This window comes from Pseudanabaena cinerea FACHB-1277 (assembly GCF_014696345.1).
GTDB lineage: Bacteria > Cyanobacteriota > Cyanobacteriia > Pseudanabaenales > Pseudanabaenaceae > Pseudanabaena > Pseudanabaena cinerea.
Map to the genome: position 1 here is coordinate 1 of NZ_JACJPY010000058.1, position 21505 is coordinate 21505.

At 44.4% G+C, this 21505-nt stretch carries 20 protein-coding genes and 1 tRNA gene; 18 read left to right on the top strand and 3 right to left on the bottom strand.

Features of this window, described 5'->3' with window-relative positions:
• Positions 1-147 precede the first annotated feature (147 nt).
• Entirely contained in the window at positions 148-1047 is a 900-nt protein-coding gene (locus H6F44_RS15785) for an alpha/beta hydrolase (protein WP_190351991.1), read from the bottom strand.
• Positions 1048-1143: 96 nt separating this feature from the next.
• On the opposite strand from H6F44_RS15785, the gene H6F44_RS15790 reads away from it, so the two are divergent.
• Together H6F44_RS15790 and H6F44_RS15795 are read left to right on the top strand one after the other, a co-directional pair.
• Positions 1144-1224: transfer RNA gene (locus H6F44_RS15790), tRNA-Leu, on the top strand.
• A 90-nt stretch (positions 1225-1314) separates the two neighbouring features.
• Positions 1315-1497, top strand: a complete 183-nt coding sequence (locus tag H6F44_RS15795) for a hypothetical protein (protein WP_190351992.1) — start codon at positions 1315-1317, stop codon at positions 1495-1497.
• 29 nt (positions 1498-1526) lie between these two features.
• On the opposite strand, the gene mazG is transcribed toward H6F44_RS15795, so the two are convergent.
• On the bottom strand, positions 1527-2366 hold the full coding sequence (mazG, locus tag H6F44_RS15800; RefSeq protein WP_242016605.1) for a nucleoside triphosphate pyrophosphohydrolase: 840 nt from the start codon (positions 2364-2366) through the stop codon (positions 1527-1529).
• A gap of 114 nt (positions 2367-2480) precedes the next feature.
• Here mazG and H6F44_RS15805 point away from each other — a divergent pair, with 114 nt between their 5' ends.
• From H6F44_RS15805 to H6F44_RS15820, 4 genes are all read left to right on the top strand, one after another.
• On the top strand, positions 2481-2801 hold the full coding sequence (locus H6F44_RS15805) for a DUF2605 domain-containing protein (protein WP_190351993.1): 321 nt from the start codon (positions 2481-2483) through the stop codon (positions 2799-2801).
• Positions 2802-2945: 144 nt separating this feature from the next.
• A complete protein-coding gene (locus H6F44_RS15810; RefSeq protein ID WP_190351994.1) occupies positions 2946-3236 on the top strand; it encodes a DUF2973 domain-containing protein in 291 nt (96 codons plus the stop codon).
• 68 nt (positions 3237-3304) lie between these two features.
• Positions 3305-3688: a DUF1636 domain-containing protein gene (locus H6F44_RS15815; protein WP_190351995.1), complete on the top strand. Its 384-nt coding sequence runs from the start codon at positions 3305-3307 to the stop codon at positions 3686-3688.
• 107 nt (positions 3689-3795) lie between these two features.
• Positions 3796-4881: a response regulator gene (locus H6F44_RS15820; RefSeq protein ID WP_190351996.1), complete on the top strand. Its 1086-nt coding sequence runs from the start codon at positions 3796-3798 to the stop codon at positions 4879-4881.
• A 15-nt stretch (positions 4882-4896) separates the two neighbouring features.
• Here H6F44_RS15820 and ubiE read toward each other — a convergent pair whose 3' ends face one another.
• Positions 4897-5634: a bifunctional demethylmenaquinone methyltransferase/2-methoxy-6-polyprenyl-1,4-benzoquinol methylase UbiE gene (ubiE, locus tag H6F44_RS15825; protein WP_242016606.1), complete on the bottom strand. Its 738-nt coding sequence runs from the start codon at positions 5632-5634 to the stop codon at positions 4897-4899.
• 113 nt (positions 5635-5747) lie between these two features.
• On the opposite strand from ubiE, the gene H6F44_RS15830 reads away from it, so the two are divergent.
• From H6F44_RS15830 to H6F44_RS15885, 12 genes are all read left to right on the top strand, one after another.
• Positions 5748-6458 carry a hypothetical protein gene (locus H6F44_RS15830; protein WP_190351997.1) on the top strand — a complete coding sequence of 237 codons (711 nt, stop codon included), beginning with the start codon at positions 5748-5750 and terminating at the stop codon, positions 6456-6458.
• Positions 6459-6592: 134 nt separating this feature from the next.
• The gene (locus H6F44_RS15835) at positions 6593-8269 is read left to right on the top strand and encodes a GAF and HD-GYP domain-containing protein (RefSeq protein WP_190351998.1); all 1677 of its coding nucleotides are present in this window, start codon (positions 6593-6595) and stop codon (positions 8267-8269) included.
• 137 nt (positions 8270-8406) lie between these two features.
• Positions 8407-9129, top strand: a complete 723-nt coding sequence (locus H6F44_RS15840) for a hypothetical protein (RefSeq protein WP_190351999.1) — start codon at positions 8407-8409, stop codon at positions 9127-9129.
• Positions 9130-10830, top strand: a complete 1701-nt coding sequence (locus H6F44_RS15845; RefSeq protein WP_190352000.1) for an AAA family ATPase — start codon at positions 9130-9132, stop codon at positions 10828-10830.
• Positions 10831-10843: 13 nt separating this feature from the next.
• Positions 10844-11395 (top strand): DUF3038 domain-containing protein, encoded by a 552-nt coding sequence (locus H6F44_RS15850; RefSeq protein ID WP_190352001.1) that lies wholly within the window; start codon positions 10844-10846, stop codon positions 11393-11395.
• 71 nt (positions 11396-11466) lie between these two features.
• Positions 11467-12078, top strand: coding sequence for a Uma2 family endonuclease (locus H6F44_RS15855; RefSeq protein ID WP_190352002.1), 612 nt, complete (start codon positions 11467-11469; stop codon positions 12076-12078).
• A gap of 5 nt (positions 12079-12083) precedes the next feature.
• The gene (locus tag H6F44_RS15860; protein WP_190352003.1) at positions 12084-13391 is read left to right on the top strand and encodes a DUF4335 domain-containing protein; all 1308 of its coding nucleotides are present in this window, start codon (positions 12084-12086) and stop codon (positions 13389-13391) included.
• Between the two features lie 767 nt (positions 13392-14158).
• Positions 14159-15349: a response regulator gene (locus tag H6F44_RS23805; RefSeq protein ID WP_190352004.1), complete on the top strand. Its 1191-nt coding sequence runs from the start codon at positions 14159-14161 to the stop codon at positions 15347-15349.
• Between the two features lie 83 nt (positions 15350-15432).
• Entirely contained in the window at positions 15433-15798 is a 366-nt protein-coding gene (locus tag H6F44_RS15870; protein WP_190352005.1) for a response regulator transcription factor, read from the top strand.
• A 13-nt stretch (positions 15799-15811) separates the two neighbouring features.
• Entirely contained in the window at positions 15812-16402 is a 591-nt protein-coding gene (locus tag H6F44_RS15875) for a chemotaxis protein CheW (RefSeq protein ID WP_190352006.1), read from the top strand.
• A gap of 117 nt (positions 16403-16519) precedes the next feature.
• Positions 16520-18874, top strand: a complete 2355-nt coding sequence (locus H6F44_RS15880) for a methyl-accepting chemotaxis protein (RefSeq protein ID WP_190352007.1) — start codon at positions 16520-16522, stop codon at positions 18872-18874.
• Between the two features lie 34 nt (positions 18875-18908).
• Positions 18909-21500, top strand: a complete 2592-nt coding sequence (locus H6F44_RS15885) for a methyl-accepting chemotaxis protein (RefSeq protein ID WP_190352008.1) — start codon at positions 18909-18911, stop codon at positions 21498-21500.
• Positions 21501-21505 lie beyond the last annotated feature (5 nt).

Below are 21505 nucleotides of genomic sequence, written 5' to 3' on the forward strand. Positions count from 1 at the left end.
TATTGAAACTAGCTCCCAATAAGTTAACCTACTATCAACGAGGTAAGAGGGCTATGCAGCTTGTCACGGCTACGTTTTAGATGTCTTTGTCACCCCCTCAGCTTTCAAGGTTTTCCTTGGGTTTTAAGTCAGCACAGAGTGCTGTATTTAATTAATAGCAAAAAAATCTAAAATAGAACTGCGATATAACTCTTCGTTAGTAGCCGCCGTATTGTTGTGCATCGCATTTTCCACTAATACTAGTTTCTTTTTTGATGAGGTTGCATCATAAAGGCGCTGACTCATTGTCGCAGGAATTAGTTCGTCCTTTGTGCCGTGGATATAGAGAATGGGTGGTTTGAGCGATCGCACCTTATTAATAGAGTCAAAGCGCTGATGGATCAATAAATCTAGGGGGAATATCCGATATTTGCCATCTAGCTCCGCCATTTCTTTGATCGAGGTAAAAGAGCCATCCACAATTACGCCAAAGGCATCGGGATTATTGACCGCTAAATTAATCGCGATCGCCCCACCAAGGGAGTGACCATAAATCATAATTTGCTGTGGTTGATAGCCCTGCTGTCTGAGATAGTCCCAAGCGGTTTGAGCATCTACATATACTGCCGCCTCCGAGGGGAAATCGCCCTCACTTTTGCCATAGCCGCGATAGTCAATTAGTAATACTGAAAATCCCATCCGCATCAGGCGGCTAGCGTGTTTGGCATTTGCGCCCACATTCTTACCATTGCCATGCAGATATAACAGCACACGGCGATCGCCCATTGGTAATTGCTCTTGATTAGGATTAGGCAACCACCAACTATGAATATTTTCTACCCTGCCATCAGCCAATTTGACAGGAATGAAAACATCCCCATACTTCACGTTAAACTCAGCAGGCGTATTTTTGATCTCCCTAGTTGGCAAAAATACCAATTGCGATTGCTTAAACCATAGCCCCATGCAGACAGTGCTATACACACTCACGCCCGCGATCGCCAGATAACTAAGCCACCGCGATCGTTTAAAAAAATGCCGCAGAAAAACTTGCCTAAAATTCAACATAGGTTGTCAAAAAGATATTGCATATGGTGACGATTGCTGTAATATAGTAAAGCACTTGAAACTTAATCTAGTTTAAGTACAACCTAAAAAATAGTTGCGGTCATGGTGGAATGGTAGACACGCCATCTTGAGGTGGTGGTGGCGAAAGCTGTGAGAGTTCGAGTCTCTCTGACCGCATTATAAATATCAAAATGCATATCAAAAAATAGGGCGCTTAGCGTCCTATTTTTTGATTTAATGGCATATACCCAAACTACTTATAAATTCATGTCTCGCCAAGTTAATTGTCAAGAAGAATGCAAAGACGGCTGTATCCTCGGCGATCAATGTCCGCATTTGGAGTATCTAGCCAAAGCCAGAAAATTTATCAGCGAAACTTCTGTTGATAAGCTGATCGAGATTTCCGACTCCCGCTTTTTGCCACCAGAGCCATCACAAAAAGAATCATAAAAAACCAGGAAGCGGCGCTTCCTGATTTTTTATTTGAGTTTGTTTTTTGCCTGTTGCCAAAGTTGATCAAGTTCAGCGATCGCTAAATTATCAAGGGTGCGATCGCTCAGATTTTCCATCACCTCAAGGCGCTGAATAAACTTACGATTGGTAGATTGCAGCGCCGCCGTGGGGTCGAGTCCATGCCACCTTGCCACATTAATAATGGTAAATAAAAGATCCCCCAATTCTGCTTCCTGATTTTCCTTCGATTCATGGTCTATGGCTTGGTGCAACTCCGCTAGCTCCTCATGAAATTTTGCCCATACCCCCTCCACATTATCCCATTCAAAACCTTGGGCGGCCGCTTTTTGTGAGATTTTCATGGCAGCCATCAAGGGGGGCAGCGATCGCGCATAGCGTTTGAGTTTATAGCTCAGTTTTTGAGTGGTTGCCAGATCCTCGCCCTTTTCCGATGCCTTGATCTTTTCCCAGTTTTGATGGATTTCTGCCATATCGGTTACTGTCAGATCACTAAACACATGGGGATGGCGACGAATTAGCTTTTGAGCAATACCTTCCGCAACCTCAGCGATCGCAAACTGCCCCGACTCACTGGCAATCTGGGCGTGCAGCACCACCTGCATCAGCAAATCCCCTAATTCTTCGGCGATCGCCCGACTGTCACCACTTTGGATCGCATCAACCACTTCATAGGCTTCCTCAATCACATAGGGAATCAAACTTTGATGGGTTTGCTCTAAATCCCAAGGACATCCACCATCAGGCGATCGCAACGAAGCCACCACATCGATTAAATGCTGCAATGCCTGTAAATTATCAGGATTGGTCGGCTCACTTGCCATGCGATCAAGGGGATTTGAAGTCATAAGATTTAATTAATGTTAAGAAAAGTAACAAAATGCTATAATAGCTGTCATAAATAAAATTATCTCAAGCAAATCACCCATAGCGCTGAAATCGTCAAGCGCAGGCTAACTACCATGAGTAACACTGCCAGTCCCGATCCTGAAATACTGAGGCAAATCTTAGAACCCCTACTCGAAGACTTTGCCTATTGGTTTGATCGTTCTCAAAAGTTATTATCTGACGAACGCCTGACGTTTTTGACAGAAGCGCAACAGCAACAACTGCTTCAGCGTGTCCAAAATGCGATCAAAGAAGTGGGTGTAGCCACATCCTTGTTTAAAATCACAGGACATCAGGTTGGGGTCGACATGGCAACCATGCGCCCTTGGCACGAATTATTGGTTGAGTGTCAAGCCGTGGGAATGCGCTACTATCGTAATCAAGCGATATCGTAACCAAGCAATATCGCTACTCAATTTAAAAAAATCTAATTTTTCAGGATTCCTATTTTTACAAAAGTAATTTATCAATCCTTTTGATCAATCCTTTTATTTACATTTCTAATCAAAGTTTATAAACATCGTTTTAGGAAAGCAGACATGGTGCAAATTATTTACATACTCGCTTTTACAATCCTCTCCATTTTTGCCATTAGTAACCTCATCCGCAGTATGATCTCGCTATCGCAAAATGATGATCGAAGTCAAAGAAATCGCAGCTATCAAAATTCGCGCCGCCGTGCATTGCCACAATATGCCCATCCAGAGCTTTGGGACACCGATGGTAATTATATTGATGAGCCACTAATGGTAATTAAATCCATTAATGTTGACGATGCCCGTTCTAAGCTTGATGCTCTCTATAATTCGTCCCCCAATGGCGATAAGTAATTACCACAGAGATTGCGCCCCTTTGGGGCGTAGTCCCCGCATTTATTCAAAATAAATAAAAATTAAAGATGGTTCATCGTTTGATGGTCTGCACGACCTGCGCCAGCACTTGGGAAAATGGCAAAAAAATTGGTATAAGTGGCGGCGAAATATTATTTCAAGAACTTACAGGTTTATATCAAAGTTGGGGCGATCGCTCTAACTTTGATATTTGTGCGATCGCCTGTATGAGTGCTTGCAGTCATGCCTGTGTAGTTACATTTGCGTCTCCAGCCAAACCTTCCTATGTATTTGGCGATCTGCCCAGTGATGCTGAGCGAGTCGGCGATACTGCTGCCGCCATTTTGCAATGTGCAGAAATTTACCGCGATCGCCCCAATGGATTGATGGCATGGAAAGAACGCCCCGAACCGCTTCGCAATGGCGTAATCGCCAGAATTCCGCCATTGTAATTCCCAATCGAGTATTGGCGTAGCCAGTTATTGCTCTAAAAGATCTGACTGGGTTTTAAGTCAGCGCAAAGGGCTGTATCATGATGATTACTATTTTCTAAATTCCCATGCAAGGCACGCTCAGAGAGATTGACATACATACTATTATCAACTTGATTGAGTTGGGTCAACGCACTGGCGAACTACTAATTGAATCTAGCGCTGGTAGATTTTGGTTTTTATTTTTTGATCAGGGGGAGTTAATCTATGCCACTGACAATGACAGTAACTTAACGCGATTACGGGATTATCTCAAGAGACTAAATTTAGAGCAGGCACTAGACCAGCTTGCACCCTCAAAAATGGGAATCAATGTGTTGGAGTATGGTCAGATTTGGCTGTTGCTAGAGGCGAAGATCATTACCCCTGCACAAGCGATGCAGATTATTACCAATACTATCCGTGAAGTTTTATTTGATATCTTGGGAATGTATCAAGGTAATTTTGTGTTTGAAATTAGCCCAACCTTAAACCCGCGTTTAACTAAGATCAAGTTCTCCGAAATTAGTAATGGTTATGCTCAAAGTCTGCGGACTTGGAAGCAGTTTTACCCAATCTTGCAGTCCACCAACCAATGTCCTGTATTTTTGGGCAATCCTACCGAACCGATTTTAGGGGTGTTAGATCAATGGGTTGACGGCAAAACCAGTATTCGGCAGCTATCGCGCTATTCGGGATGGGATATCTGTGAGGTGGGGCATGAGCTTTATGAGGCGATCGCCGCAGGGAAGATGGCAATTACCCGATCGCCGTTGGATATTCCCGAACAGGTAAAGATTAAGTCGCCGCGTATTTTATGTATTGATGACAGTGTGACAATCTGCCGTGCGGTGGAATATATTCTGCATAATCATGGCTATGAAATTATGGCAATCTCTAGCCCAGTCAAAGCTCTCAGCGCAGTGTTTCAATACAAGCCCGACTTAGTTCTTTGTGATATTACAATGCCTGAGCTAGATGGCTATGAATTATGCGGGATGTTGCGCCGTTCGAGCCTATTTGCCAAATTACCAATCATTATGCTTACGGGTAAGGATGGTTTTATTGATCGGGTGAAGGCGCGGATGGTGGGGGCTACGGAATATATCACTAAACCCTTTGGCGAAAAAGAACTGTTAACCACCATAGAAAAGCATAGCCATAGGTTGCATTGACAATCAAAAAAACGGCTATGCCGTTTTTTTGATTATCAAAATTCCCATCATGCCATTGGCGATCGCATAGTGTTTGGTCTGCCCAAAGCCTGCATCCTGTGCTAGTTTTACCTGCTCTTTGCCAATGGGAAACCTCGCTAAGCTGGGGGCAATATAGGCATATTCCTCAGTCATATTAAAGCGATCGGCTAAAGGCACAACCACACGATCGAGATAAAAATCTTGAAAGGCTTGGGCGAGGCGATCGCTGGGGCGATGAAAATCTAAGATCGCAGCCATTGCGCCCACCTTGAGGACACGATGCAGTTCGGCTAGACATTGGGGAATATCCGTGACATTGCGTAAGCCATAGGCAAGGGTTGCGCCGTCAAAGGTGGCATCATCGAAGGGCAAAGCCAAGACATTGCCCTGCTGCCATGACAAACATTTTTGCAACCGTGAGCCATAACTTTGACTACGTTCCGCCGCGATCGCTAATAACTGTGCTGAAAAGTCCACCCCAACCACCTGACCTGTGGGTGCAACTAAGTTTGCCACCAATGCCGCCATGTCTCCAGAGCCACAGCAGAGATCGAGCCATGTTTCGCCTCTCTGCGGTTCGCACCAGCGCAGTGCCATCTTTTTCCAGATGCGGTGCTGCCCCAAACTCAAAAAATCATTGAAGCGGTCGTAAACGGGCGCAATGCGATCAAAAATTTGCTGAATTTCGGTTTCGCTAGGTTGAGATTCTGTACGCATAATCGCTGATTGCATTAAGAAAAGCCACCTCTATGTTTATACAACAATCTAATAAGTGCAATACTAACTAATATAGCGATCGCCGCTAGTCGAGTAAGCCAACCAACTTTTATAATATTGCACCTGATATGTCATCCGAAATCGCCCCTGATGTATTGTCAAGTCATTCATCTAGCACTGATACAAGCAGTAATCAAGATATTGATGGCAATATCGATCAAGTAAATCATCAAGTCAATAATGCTGACAAAAATGAGATTATCGCGCAAGGGACTCCATCAATGGCGGTAGATCATGGCGATCGCGACCTAGAAATTGAGACAAGTGAGACTCCCGCCCTCAGATGGCGAGATCGCTTATGGCTAGGGCGAAAACTACCACGAACTTCGCCAAAACCAGCGCTGCAAATATTGCAGGATCTGCCCTTGGGCTGGCTCATCCTTGCGGTAAGTGTGGGCGGTGTGGTTGTAACAGCCCTGTGGGGTCTGCAATATCTGACAGCCCTGGAGTCTAATCCTGATGGTGGTCTCAATTGCCAATCGAAAATCACAGGTGAATGGCAAACCCCCTTTGGCAAACTTTCGTTACAAGAAGCTGATAATCAAAAGGTGACAGGAAGTTATGAATACTCAAATCTCGATCGCGGTAGGATAAAAGGAGAATTTACGGGCAAACTGCGTAATAATGTCATCAACTTTGTTTGGAAGGAAGGCGTAGATCAGCAGGGTAAGGGTGTTTTCGTTTTTTCAGAAGGTTGCATGGAATTTTTTGGTAGTTATGGAATCGCGGACAGCACAAATAATTTTGGCAATTGGCAGGGTTATCGGATTAAAAAATAATTTATAAATAATTTGTAAACTAATTACAAATTATTTATAAATTATTTACAAGCATTTTAGAGATCAATTTGTCATTGCATCAGCGATCGCACCAGTAATCAATCTAACACTGTTGACAGATAGGAAATCACATCATGGGAACCAGCGATTACAAAATAGAATCCTTGGAGCTAATTGAAAAGCTAAATGAGATTGGCATCGCTCTTTCAGTCGAAAAAAACACCCCTAAATTATTAGAAATGATTTTGCGGGGTGCAAAAACTATTCTCAATGCAGATGCAGGTACTTTATATTTGGCAACGGAGGATAAAAAGCAACTTAAGTTTGAAATCATCATGAATGATTCCCTCGGTATCATGATGGGAACTAGAGTCGGAGAGCCGATTAACTTTGGTCCAATATCTTTGTATGACGAAGCGGGCAATCCTAACAACACCATGGTGGTGGCTCATGCTGCTATATACAAACAAACGATTAATATTCCCGATGCTTATATTGCAGAAGGCTTTGATTTTGCGGGGACAAGGGCTTTTGATACGCGCACGGGTTATCGATCGCAGTCGTTTCTGACTTTGCCGATGCTAAACCATGAGGGGGAACTAATCGGCGTTTTGCAATTAATTAATGCCAGAGATCCCCATTCTCAAACAATTGTGGAATTTTCGCAAATTGCTCAGCGCATTGGCGAATCCTTGGCATCTCAAGCGGCGATCGCCCTAACTAATAACAAATTAATCGGACAGTTTCGTGAGCTATTTGAATCATTTATTGACCTAATTTCTGAGGCGATCGACAAAAAATCTCCCTACAATGGCGCTCACTGTCGCCGCGTACCCACCTTAACAATGATGATTGCCGATGCTGCTTGCAAGGCAAATTACGGTATTTTTGAAGATTTCCAGCTAGATGAAGAAGAACGCTATGAGCTAAAGATCGCTGGACTGCTCCATGACTGCGGTAAAGTGACTACACCCGTCCATGTAATCGATAAGGCAACTAAACTAGAAACCATTTTTGATCGTATTCATCTAGTGAGTACCCGCTTTGAGGTGTTAAAACGGGATGCCGAAATTAGTTTTCTCAATCAGAAAATCGCGGCGATCGAGTCAGGCAATCTCAGCATTATTCCCGATTTAGAGGCGGCGCTCCAGCAAAAATTAGCCCAATATGCCAGCGATCAAGCTTTTTTACGAATATGTAATATTGGCGGCGAGTTTATGAGCGATGAGTACAAAGAACGACTCCAACAAATTGCCAAATATCGCTGGATCGATCCCCAAGGTGTAGAAACGAATTTCTTAACGGATAACGAGGTGTACAACCTGAATATTTCTAGAGGAACCTTGACCGCAGAAGAGCGCAAAATTATTAACGATCATATTTCTGTGACGATCGAGATGCTAGAACAACTGCCCTATCCCCGCAATTTGCGGCGTGTGCCTGAATATGCAGGTGGACACCATGAACGCATGGATGGGCGCGGCTATCCGAAGGGGCTGAAGCGCGATCAGATGTCACTGCCTGCCAGAATGATGGGTATTGCTGACATTTTTGAAGCCCTCAGCGCCAAGGATCGCCCCTACAAAAAGGGCAAAACCATAACCGAATGCTTGCATATTCTCGGCAAGATGAAACTGGATCATCATATCGATCCCGACATTTTTGATCTATTTGTCAGCGAAAAGGTATATCAACGCTATGCCGATGAATACCTTGATCCCGATCAAATAGATAATGTTGATGAATCTAAGATTCCTGGTTATGTGCCACCATTGCTGCATCACAGCAATTCGCACTTAAGCCAAAATTAGGGCAATTATTGAAAGCTTTACTCCGCTTCTCCCACTCTGGTAGAAGGGGACGATGGCAATTAGCGTTTTGCGTAAGCCCTAAGGAACTGCCCATGGCTTCGTTAGTTTTATATAGAAAAGAAACGTTGAGTTTGTCTATGTTTGCCCAGTTTCGTTCTCAATATCCCCAAGGTTGCATCCAGACTGAAATGCTACCAAAAGTCGATGGTATGTATGCCTTTAGAGCCATTGTTTCTCAGGGCGAGGCTATCATGGGGACGGCTACGGCAGTTGATAGTGATCTAGAAATTGCAGAAGATCGTGCTGTTAAAAGAGCCTTAGTGTTTGTGGGGATCAACTTCGATCAAAATTTTGAAAATAATTTCGATAATAATTTTGGTAAAAGTTTTAGTGGCTATGGAGGGCGATCGCCGATCCTCACGCAGGTGTCACGGGAGCCATCGACTATGAATTCGCTGCCATCCGCCGCCGTCACCCATACCACCCATACGATCCAGTCAGAGCCAGCGATCGAATATAGCGGCGAATATACCGAAAGCTATATTTCTCAGGATAAATTTAGCTATCCCCAATCAACTGAACCATCGGTAGAACCAAGTCCCGTGATCGCCAATCCAGTCAAGCCATTACCTGCACCTATTGCCCCAGAGCCGATGGACTTATCCGATGCCATTTCTAAAATTGATGTAGAAATGGGGCGATTAAACTGGACAAAACCGCAGGGGCGTGATTATTTAGTAAGGACTTTTAATAAAAGATCCCGCCAAGAATTGACTAACGATGAGTTACTGCAATTCTTGAGCCACTTGAAATCCTTACCTACCCCCCATCGACAGCCCGATGGTGATGAGTTCTTTTAGATGAAACCCTCTAATTTTCAAGAAGAATTAAGCTTACTGATTCGGTCAAAATGTCCGATTATTTATGTGGTCACATGGGAGGAAGAGCGAGCAGAAAAGGCGATCGCCCAAGTAGCCCAAGAATGCGGTCCACCCCGACAGACCTATTACTATGACCTTGTGCGCGGTTTTGAGCATAACCATGAGGGCAAAAATAATTTGCTGCAAGCTTTGCAGTTTGTGGAAAATAGCGATCGCCAAGCCCCTAGCATTTATGTATTTAGGGATCTTCATCGGCGACTAGCCTCACAGCGTCTTGACGAAGTTTTAGTGAGGCAACTGCGGAATCTTTACCGTGGTTTTCGTAATTCGCGTAAAACCTTAGTTTTGTTAAGCCCAATTTTGGAAATGCCCTCAGAGCTTGAAGAGCAAGTATCTGTACTCTATTTCCCATTACCAGAGACTACGGAGATTCGTAACATTATTGAGCAGATGGTTCCCCCCGAACAATTAAGGCTGGCTGGGAATAGCCTAGAGCAGTTAATCAAAGCCTGTACAGGCATGACCCGCGATCGCATCTGTCACACCCTCTCCAAATCGATCGTGCAGAAGCATTATCTCAATGAGTCTGACATTGATCGGGTACTGACAGAGAAGCAAAAGCGGATTAGGCAAACGGAATTTTTAGAATTTTTTACGCCCAATGAAACCCTCGATAGTATCGGTGGTTTGGATAATTTCAAGCTATGGCTGATGCAACGTCAGTTAGCCTTTTCCGATGAGGCAAGGGCGTATGGGTTGCCCAATCCTCGCGGCGTGTTGCTGTTGGGCATTCAGGGGACTGGCAAAAGTCTTTGTGCTAAGGCGATCGCTAACCTCTGGCGGTTACCCCTGTTGCGCCTCGATGTGGGGCGGTTGTTTGGCAGCCTCGTGGGGCAGTCGGAGAGCCGCACCCGCCAAACAATCCAACTGGCAGAGGCACTAGCCCCCTGCATCCTCTGGATCGATGAAATTGATAAGGCTTTCGGCGGCATCGCTAATAGTATGGGTGATTCGGGAACTAGTCAGCGTGTTTTGGGGACGTTATTAACATGGATGCAGGAAAAATCTAGCCCTGTATTTGTGGTGGCGACTGCCAATAATATCCATGCTTTGCCACCTGAGCTATTGCGAAAGGGTAGGTTTGATGAATTATTTTTTATCAATCTGCCCAATTATGAAGAGCGCAAAGAAATCTTTACCCTGCATTTAAAACGCTTTCGCCCAATGGAATTACGCAATTTTGATATTGAGCTAATGGCGGATATCTCTAAGGAATTTAGCGGCGCGGAAATTGAGCAGGCGATCGTGGAGGGAATGTACCGCGCTTTTCATGAGCAACGGGATGTCAATACCAATGACATTTTAGGCGCGATCCGTGAGACCTATCCCCTCGCTAGTACGGCTAGGGAGCAAATTAGCTTTATGCAGGCATGGGCAACCCAAGGGAGGGCGCGAAGTGCCTCAAAGGGGCTGATGGATCGAGCTGCTGGCGGTGAAAAGTCGGCTGGAAAAACCGAAAGAAATAACGAAAGAAATATTGAGAAGCCCTTGAGCCAAAATTCAGAGCATTCTGCAATTGAAAATAATAGTCGTGACAACGTTAACAATGAACCCGTAAAACTCAATGGCAAGCTGCGCCCTTTACCATTACCCCCTCTGCCTGAAGTAAAGTCTAATTGATCTCTATCTGGCTATGAACTCTTCCTCCGTAACTGCTTTTGACGATCCAGACCTGCCGCAGTTGCAGGCAATGAAAGCACATCTAGATTTGGTGCTGCTTGCTTTAGAAGCATTAACAGCGATTGGCTCCGATGAGATGTTGGCGGTGGCGGAGAAGTTGGGTTTGGAAGAAATTTTGAGCGATCGCATCACCCTATGGCGCTTACGCCAAGCCAGTCCATTACGCAAGGGCAAGGGGCGTAAAAAACTAGATGTGGATGAGGCTAGGGCGATTACCCTGATTAGTTGCACCCTTGCCGCCCAACAGCAATTTGCCATCCGCAACGCCGTAGCCCAGTTGGAAAAATGCAGCGCTAAAAAAAGCCCTTTGCATCACGAACCCGTATTAGGCGACTATCTCGATCGCTTTAATAGCCTTTATCAAGAACGCATGGCTGAAGAAAGGCAAGCTGCAACCGACACAATTCAGAAATTGGCTTTAAAATTGTTAATAGATCTATTGTTTTATAGTTCACAGGTTGGGTCACGCCGTCTTTGGGTGGCGCTGTTAGAACGTAGTCAGTAATCTCAAAACTGAAAATGGCTAAGCCGTTTTCAGTTTTAAAAAAACCTAGCTAGGCTGTAAGCAAAAATATCATGCAAGCAACGGTCACCGAAGCAACACAAGAAATAACCCAAGAAATTGAGCCGCAAATTCATCTGTGGTCTGTGGATGACTATCACCAAATGATAGAGGCTGGGGTCTTGGATGAGGACGATCGCGTAGAACTTTTAGAAGGAAAAATTGTTTGTATGAGTCCCCAAAGACCATTTCACGCCTCTAGTGTGCAGCGTAGCAGTAAGTTGTTTTTTAAATTGTTAGGTGATCGCGCCGAAATTCGTATCCAGTTACCCGTCATCCTAGGCAATGACTCTGAACCTGAATCCGATCTGGCGATCGTCAAGATTGATGAGCATGAATATTCCTATAGGCATCCTGAAGCTAAAGATATTTATCTGTTAATTGAAGTTGCGGACTGGACAATTTCTACAGATCGCAAGCAAAAGGCGCGGATTTATGGCAAAAATCTGGTTTTAGAATATTGGATTCTCGATTTGCAAAAGCGCCAAGTTTATCTGTTCCGTCAGCCCGAAAATGGTAGCTATCGCGAAGAATTGATCTTGAATAGCGAAGATACTGCCACGATGATCGCTTTTCCTGATGTGGCGATCGCCCTCACTGCCTTATTTCCGCTCCAACCCGAATAAACCCCATGCAACGCTTTGTACCGTCAGGCAATACCATCAATCGCGCCTATAGCAGCCCCACCTGCTCCCTAGAGGTATGGGCAAAGCGATCGCCGATGTCGGCATGGACTTCGCAAACCGTGGTGCAGAACCTGCGGTTTCGACTGCGCTTGGCACAGGGCAGAGTGATTAAGGGCAACCAAAGCCAAATCAATCACATTATCGAAGCCGTAATTGCCTATAGCGATCGCTGGTTGGCACAGGATGAGATCGATCAGCTCGATCATGTGATCGCCATCCCCAAGGGGATAGATCTCCAGCTCTCAACGTTGCAACTATTCGATCTCTACGAAACCCTAGAGCAATGCTCCCGTGAGTTAGTCATTCTGCCCGATCTGGTGCTAGAAGTGCGCCGCATTACCCCTAATTGGCTGAAAATTATGGCGGCGGCGATCGCACTAGTTGGGGTCACGATCGGCGCTGTGCGCCTAGTCTCCCGTGATCAGCCTAGTTTGCAAATCGCCTCCACGCCTAACCCCCAGCCCCCTGAAATTGCGCCGCCAACTTTAGGCAACAGACAAGATGGAGCTAAGCGATCGGATCAAAATTTACCGCAAGCAACCCCATCGCCATCTAAAGCAACATCACCAGAAAATGACAATTCTAGATCTTCAGAACCGCAATTATCCCGTCCGCCAGCCCCATCATCGCCGAAATCAGTCTCAGAGATCAAAGTCCCGATCGCACTCCAAACCGAGATTCCCTCAGTTGCCTCAGAATCTGCTCCCAATGCACCAATTCCTGAAGATTTTGGCGATCGTGCCATCCCACCATCTCCGCAACCGAATCTACAAGGTGGCATTGGAGCCACTAGACAGGAACGCCCGATGGCTAAGCCCAGCCCCGCACCATCAACATTAGCAAACGATCAACCTGACGCTATCTCTGAAGCCAGTGATGCTTTACCTAGAGTTGCTACATCGCGTTCAGCACCATCGTCATTCCCCAATGCCAAACCCACAGCCAAAATACAAATCATCAATGTGCGATCGCAATTACCTGAAACTATCCAAAATGAATTGGTTAAATACATTTCTAATTATATTTCTAATTATTTAGATCAACATTTAGATCAAAAGACTGTTTTATCCCGTAATTACGTAATCGAAATGCAAGTTACAGGTGATCGCATTTCGGAGATTGTGGTTATACCCGCGCCAATAAATAAGACCGATCAAAATGCTTTACAACAATTACAGCAAGCTATTAAATCGTGGCGATCGGCAAACACAGCCAACGGCGGTATCCGCATAGAAATAAACCTAAGTAAATAGGTGATGAGGCTTAGAGTGCGTTTAAAAAATTTTGATTCTCCTAAATCTCCCTCAAAAAGGGGGACTTTTTTTAATCTTTCCCCCTTTCGTAAGGAGGGTTAGTGGGGATCAATCGAGATTTTTAGCGAATGTCTAGACTTCTCAAGCAGACTCTTAGACAAACTTAATATTAAGATTACGTTACAACCTATTGAGGCTTTTATTAGTCCAGAGATACTTTTGAAAGTGGCGCAATGCTACATAATAACTACATTAAATGTAGTATACTGTTATACATATGCTATAATAACAGCCTTAATAGACTGCCTATGGGTCTTAAATTCATCAGAAAGATGGAGACAAAACCCTATACTTCTAGTAGGGCTTTATATTAGAATATAAATGGTCTTAGACCCGCCCAGATTTAAGATAATCACAAAAACAGCAAGTTTGAAAGTCCTGTCAGAGTTGCGATCAGAAGCAGGGGAAGCAGAAAGGGCAAGGGCAAGTCCAACCCTGAAGGCAAACAAGTACTTTACTTGTGTACAAACCAGAAAAGTCGCCATAGGGCATTGGGAGACTTAAAACGGACATGAAAGGAAGGTAGGGCTGGCTTGCCAGCACACCTGGATGAAATGTCAAGAATCACTGCTGCTTAAGCTTCAGTGAGTATGTCAAATGTTTGCTTATAATTTCCATAAGAAGTCATACTAACAGCTTAATTTCTGTGTTTTTATGATTTTCTACCCGTGATTTTCTGTGAAATGCTACTTACTAAACTTTCGCTAGTGGATACATCAACATACTTAACCCCAAAGTTTATTCAAGACCTGAAACATCTTCATGTATTGTTTCAACAGGCGACTGGTGAACTAGTCGTTACTGATGAGCTAGGCATAGAGCCTGATTGTTACATCTACTTTTATCTAGGAAGATTGGTATATGCCACGGGGGGAAAACACCGTGTTCGCAGGCTGGCTAGATCAGTTCGTCAACATTCTCAAAACGTCAATATTCAAAACTTATTGGACAAAGCTCATCCTTACGCTGAAGCTTGGGAATTGAAATTAATTGAAAGCACTATTCAAGAAGAGCAAATTACGATTGAGCAAGCAAAGGCGATTATTCAGTCTAATATTTATGAAGTGTTTTATAGGCTAGCTGAGCAGAAACAGCCAAAATGTTCATGGAAGCCCTTAGAATCTTTGCCTTTTAAGCCAATTGTGGCGCTATCGGCAATGCAGATGCTAGACAGTATCTTAGCGGCACAACAAAAATGGCAACAGGCTGGGCTTTCCCATGTGCAGAATATGATCCAAGGCTTTTCTTTAGATTTGTCTCCCTATGTTGCTAATCCCGATCAGTTAAAGATTATGCTGGATGCAGATGCCATCTCTAGCAAAACTTACAGCAGCCTCAAAAAAATCTTGAATGGGACGAATACATTATGGGATTTGTCAATCATTATGCGCTGCTCCACGATTGCAGTTATGCGATCGCTTTTGCCTTTTGTTGTTGATGGAATCGTAGCTTTCCGTGAAATTCAAGATTGGATTTCGCCAAATTGGATTTTATCCAAAGAGACCCCAAAAATCATCAATAAGGGATTAATTGCCTGTATCGATGATAGTCCTCAGATTGGTATGGAAATGCGGCGAATTATTGAGCCATTAGGCTACGAGGTTCTCGCCATTACTGAGCCATTGCAAAGTGTTAGTACATTGCTAGAACGTAAGCCAGATCTGATCTTTCTGGATTTAGTCATGCCGAATACGAATGGCTATGAACTATGCACATTTTTACGCAAAACAACCACATTTCAAGATATTCCCATCGTCATTTTGACGGGCAGGGATGGCATGATTGATCGGGTGCGAGCCAAGATGTCTGGATCTTCAGATTTTATGAGTAAGCCACCAGATCAGAGCAAGGTCTTACAAATACTGCGTAAGTTTTTGCAAAATGTGGATGCTGAATAATTCAACTTTAACAAGCTCTGAATTAAGATGCTTAACCAACATAAGTACCGAGATAAACATCAAGATTAGGAATATTTTTTAGTATGAGTACAATTTTAGTAGTCGAAGACACCATGACTCAGGCTGAGATAATTACTGGGAGTCTCAGAAATGCTGGTTTTACTACAGTATTGGCAGCTAATGGTGAGGAAGCTAGGTCAAAAATTAGTCTACAGAAACCTAGCGCTATTGTGTTAGATGTTGTGTTGCCTAATGAAAGCGGCTTTGAACTCTGCCGCGCTCTCAAGGACAACGCCGAGACTAAAGACATTCCCATTGTGCTTTGCTCGACCAAGGCGGGCGAGATGGACAAGTTTTGGGGAATGAAGCAGGGCGCATCCGCTTATTTGACTAAGCCCCTCGATCCGTCTGAACTGATCCGCACGGTTAAGTTGTTAGTTAAGGATTAGGAGCGCGATCGCTGTGAACAAAACAATAGACAGAAATTCTCAGGGCATTTCTCAGGGCATTTCTCAGGGCATTTCTCAGGGCGATTCTAAAAAGTCGGCAAAATCAGCAATTAACCAATCGGCTGAGCAGTTTTTGGCTTTTTCCCTTACAAATAGTCCAACAAGCAGTCAGAAAGCCCTATTGCCAACCAAGCAATTACTTGAAATTGTCAATGTCAACCTCACTCAAATCACAGCGATCGCAGGTTTATCTTCACCTAGTGTCATGGGTGTATATAACTGGCGAGGGGAAGTGACTTGGGTGGTGGATTTAGCAAGTATGCTGGGTTACACTCCCTTGTATGCTCAAGAATATGATCTGGGTAATTTGCAAGACAAATGCCATATTATCTTTGTGCGGAGTCAAGATACGGTGCTTGGTTTTGCTGTAACTAAGGTCTGGCAAATGATGCGCTGTGATGCTGCAACAATCCAAACGACAAATTTTGGTTTTGCTAGTCAGTCTGTGTTGCAAGCTTGTCGAGGGTATTGGCTCAATGCCAAGAATGAAACTTTTCTGGTGCTAGACGGAGATGCGATCGCCCAGATTGTGCATTCCCGTTAGCTCGCTTGTTAGTTTGTTTATGTTGAGATGCAAACTTAGTTTTTTATAGTAGTGACCAAAATTTTACTGTGCCGAGACATTTAGTAAACCTATCAAATCTTTACAGAAGGAAAAATCATGTTGACCCAAAAGAATCAATCACAAAATCAATCACAAAATCAGCCTGTATCATTACAGGTCAATCAGAATGCGGCTGATTTTCCACAGGAAAACCCAGATATTCCTATGTCTTTAGAAAATTTACTAAGTCCAGAGGAGAGTTTGGTAAAAACTAAACGCAAAACATGGAGTTGGCGATCGCTATCCTTGCGGTCTAAATCAACAATTCTGGCAATTATGATTGGATCATTGCCCGTTCTGCTCACAGGAATTGCAGGATATTTAATTGCTGACAATACTGTGTCAGAAAAGGTCAAAACAACTCATACTCAGGCTACTCAATCCACGGCGGACAAAATTAATAGGTTCATGTTTGAACGCTATGGTGACGCACAGGTGTTAGCAAATCTACCGATTTTTACTGACCCAAAAGCACGGAAAATTTACAGCTTGGCGGAGCGCTCAGAAATTTTGACAAAATATGCTGAAAATTATGGGGTTTACGATAGTATTGCCGTTTTTGATTTGCAGGGTAATACGATTGTGCAGATGCGTGATGGCAAGCCTATTAGTAATTATAGCGATCGCCCTTACTTCCAAGAAGCGATCAAGACTGGCAAGCCTGTTCTTAATCCTCCCGCAAAATCTAAGTCTTCGGGAAAAGTTTCCATTGAAATTGCTGCACCAATCCGAGATTCTGAATCTAATCAAATAATTGGTGCGCTGCGAACTCGTATTCCTGTCAAAGTCTTTGAGGATCTAATCTCTACGTCGGCTGATAAGGATAGTGGATATAAAATTATTGATGCCAAAGGCATAATTTTTGTCTCTCGCGACAAAGATGTAGTTGGAAAACCTTTAAGAGAGGTATTTGAAGGGATTGATAGTTTAATAGCCAATAACAAGGCGGATTCTGAAACTTCTGTAAAGACTACCAATGGTGGTTTTAAATTAGTTGGCTATGCTCCTACAACTGAACTAGCTGGATTGCCTAAACTCAATTGGAAATTCATATTAACTGCTGACGAAGACGTTGCATTTAAAGCCTTATCAGAACTGTCTTTTGTGTTTTTACTTGGCGGACTCGTCTCGGCTGTGGTTGCAGGTTTGGTGGCGGCTTTGCTGGCTAACCGAGCTATCAAACCAATTCGAGAAGCAGCTAGCGTAGTTGAAAAAATTGGACAGGGAGATTTGGATAGTCGTCTAGCAGTTGAGAGCGAAGATGAACTGGGTGTCTTGTCTAGCAATATCAATGGGATGGTAGAGCAACTCAAGTATTTAAGCGAAGCGCAGCAACAAGAAGCCGAAAGGCTAGAAAATGCACGGAGAGAAGCTAGGGCTGAGGCCGATGCAAGGGCTGAAGAACAGAAGCAAGAGAAAGAGCTATTACAGCGCCGTGCTTTGGAACTGCTGATGGAAGTTGACCCAGTGAGTCAAGGCGACTTGACGATTCGGGCGAATGTAACGGCTGACGAAGTGGGAACGATCGCTGACTCTTACAATGCGATTATCCGTAACTTGAGAAAGCTGGTATTAGAAGTACAGTCAGCCACTCAATCGGTAACTCAAACCGCCAGTGATAACGAAATATCTGTGCGATCGGTGTCGAATGAAGCCGTTAAGCAATCAGTTGCAATTAACCTTGCTCTAGAAGAAATCAAACTGATGGCAGAATCGAGCCGAGGTGTAGAAGATAAGGCAAAACAAGCGGAACGGGGAATGCAAGTTGCTGTAAAGGTTTTGCAAGAGGGGGATGATGCGATGAACAGTACTGTATTGGGGATTTCGGAAATCCGCGAAACGGTTGCAGAAACTGCGAAAAAGGTCAAGCGACTAGGCGAAACCTCTCAAAAGATTTCCCGTATTGTGAACTTGATCAGTAACTTTGCGGCACAAACTAACCTCTTAGCGCTGAACGCCGCTATTGAAGCCGCCCGTGCTGGTGAAGAAGGGCGTGGTTTTAGTGTCGTTGCGGAAGAAGTGCGTGACCTTGCGGAACAGTCGGCTAATTCAACGGCCGAAATTGAGCAATTGGTGGAAGAAATTCAGGCGCAAACCAATGAGGTGGTGGCGGCGATGGAAACTGGTACAGAGCAGGTGGTATCAGGGACGAAGCTCGTCCAAAATGCGCGGGAAAAGCTAACCCAAATTTCGATGGTGAGTAAGCAGGTTAACTCCCTTGTGCAGTCGATCGCTGTTGCCGCAGATACGCAAACGAAGACCTCCGATCGCATTGGTGAGTCTATGCAGAATATTGCAGCGATCGCGGAGGATACATCAAAACAATCTGAGGATGTGGCGCAATCTTTCTCGGAACTATTGCAAGTTGCCCAAGACTTAAAAGTCAGCGTATCTCAGTTCAAAGTTGCTTAACAAAAGTTGCGTAAAAGTCTAAACCCAGAAGATCATGTTACTAAAAAACAAACCAGAGATTCCCGCCCCTGAAGATAAGTCTTCAGCAGCAACCATGAATGTCGTCATTGCTGCGCCAGAGCAGAACAAGCCAGAGCAGAACAAGCCAAAAATTCCTTTCTGGAAACTGCCCTTGAGTCTGTGGAACAATGTGGGGGTGGCTTGGAAGCTATCAGTTGTATTACTATTTGTTTCAGGACTGCCCGTGTTATTTGTAACACAAGTCCTAGTGAGATCGTCTGAGGAATCTGCGCTCAAAGAATTAACGACATCTGTTAAGGAGAAAGGCTCTTTTTTCGTGTCGGAATATGTACTTTGGACAAAATCGGAGAGTCGGCAGGATGCCGAAGCGATCGCCAAGTCAATTGAAGATGCGGGTCTAGATTTGAACGATGCCAATGAACTCGCGGCGAAAAGAGCAATCTTACCACCCTTGTTGCAGTTAAGTGCCGTAGATGTCGAGCCTGAATCCATTAGGAATATCAAGCTGATCACCGATATGCGTGGGCGCAATGTCGAAGGGAATATTTTGATTCTTGATGAAGACTTTGCACAGCCCCCCTTACTTGCGGCATCGGATCAATTGGGACAGCAGTCTTACAAACAGGATGCGATTCCAAGAGGCGCAAATCTAGCAGATTTACCAATTGTCAAAAGTGCGATCGCCACTGGCAGACCAATGTATGGCATCGAATTAGTCAAATCTCAGGATCTGCAAGCTTTAGGTTTAGACAAACAGGCAAATATCGGTATCCGTCCCCAAATCACCGATGGACTGCCCGACCAGAAGCAGCCTGCTCCGACTGGAACCTATGAAATTGAACAGGGTAAATCAGGGCTAGTGAGTATGGCGGTTTATCCCATTAAGGTCAAAGGCAAGATGGTTGGCACTGCTGTAGTCGGCTCTTTACTCAGCCGCAACTCTGGCATCGTTGATAAATTTGCCAAACGCTACAATATTCCTACGGCAACTATATTTGCTCAGGATTGGCGAGTATCCACTAATGTCCCTTATATTAATCCTATTACTAAAAAAAGCGATCAAACCAGAGCGATCGGTACTCGTGCCGCTCGTGAAGTCGCTGACGTTGTGCTTAGGCAAGGGCAGACCTATATCGGTGAAACCAATATTACAGGTATTAATTACCTAACTTTTTATGCACCTTTGTACGACCATCGCAAACTCCTCGATCCCGCCGCTAAGCCCGTTGGTATAGCCTATGTCGGTCGTCCACAATCGGAGATTCAGGAACTTTTAGATAATTTGTCGAGTTCAGGCTATGCGATCGCACTCATTTCCATTGTTTTAGCTGGTGCAGTTGGAGTTATAGTTTCTGCTTCTTTTGCGCGTCCTCTAGGTCGTTTGTCTGTCTTTACCCAAAAAATCGGACAGGGTGAAACGGGCGAACGCTTAGTGGCAGACGATCGCCGTGATGAAATTGGGGTGCTGTCACAAGAGCTAAATAAAATGGCGGCACAGCTAGATGTACTGATCGCGGAGAAACAACAGGAAACAGAACGGATCGCGATCGCCCGACAGGATGCTGTCCGATCAGAAGCAGAGTTACGCATCCAAGAGCAACTTCAGGCTAAGGAAGCCTTGCGACAACGAGCGTTGGAACTGCTGATTGAAGTAGATCCCATTAGTCGCGGCGACTTAACCATTCGCGCGAAGGTCACTGAAGATGAAATTGGCACGATTGCTGATTCCTATAACTCCACCATCAGAAACCTGCGAAAACTCGTATTAGAAGTTCAAAATGCTTCTCAATCCTTTCTGCAAAACGTTTCTCAAAACGAAAAGACTATGCAGATCGTTTCGGGCGGTGTATCAGAACAGGTAGCGGCGATCATCAAAGCCTTAGAAAGTATTAATGAACTAATTGAATCTATTGCTGGGGTAGAAAATCGAGCAATTCAAGCGGAATCTCAGGTGTTATCCACCAACCAAGCCCTAATTGATGGGGATGCTGCTATGAATAGTACCGTTGCAGGTTTTAACGCAATCCGTGAAACCGTATCGGAAACCGCCGAAAAAGTGCAGCGATTGGGAGAAGCTTCGCAAAAGATCTCAAAAGTGGTCAAACTGATTAGTGGTTTTGCAAGTCAAACGAATATGTTGGCGCTGAATGCTTCCATTGAAGCGGCTCGTGCAGGTGAAGAAGGGCAAGGCTTTGGGGTAGTTGCTAACGAAGTTCGCGCCCTCGCTCAGCGATCGGCAAAAGCGACCACTGAAATCCGTCAATTGATCGAAGAAATCCAAGCGCAAACCAATGAGCTGGTAAAGGCGATGACTATAGGTACGCAACAGGTTAATGATGGTTCGTTATTAGTGGAACAAACTCGCCAAAAACTCTCTGATATTGCCGCGTCTAGTCAGCAGGTTAACCAACTCGTTCGCGAAATTGCTCAAGCGGCTTCGGCGCAGTCCCAAACCTCTGAAGATGTTAGCCAAACTATTCAAAATGTAGCAGAGATCGCCACCACTAACTCTGACTATACCCAGAGTATGGGCGCAGCATTTAAGGAACTGGTGAAGGTTGCTCAAGAGCTACAGGTCAGCGTTTCCCAATTTAAAGTTAACTAGGATGA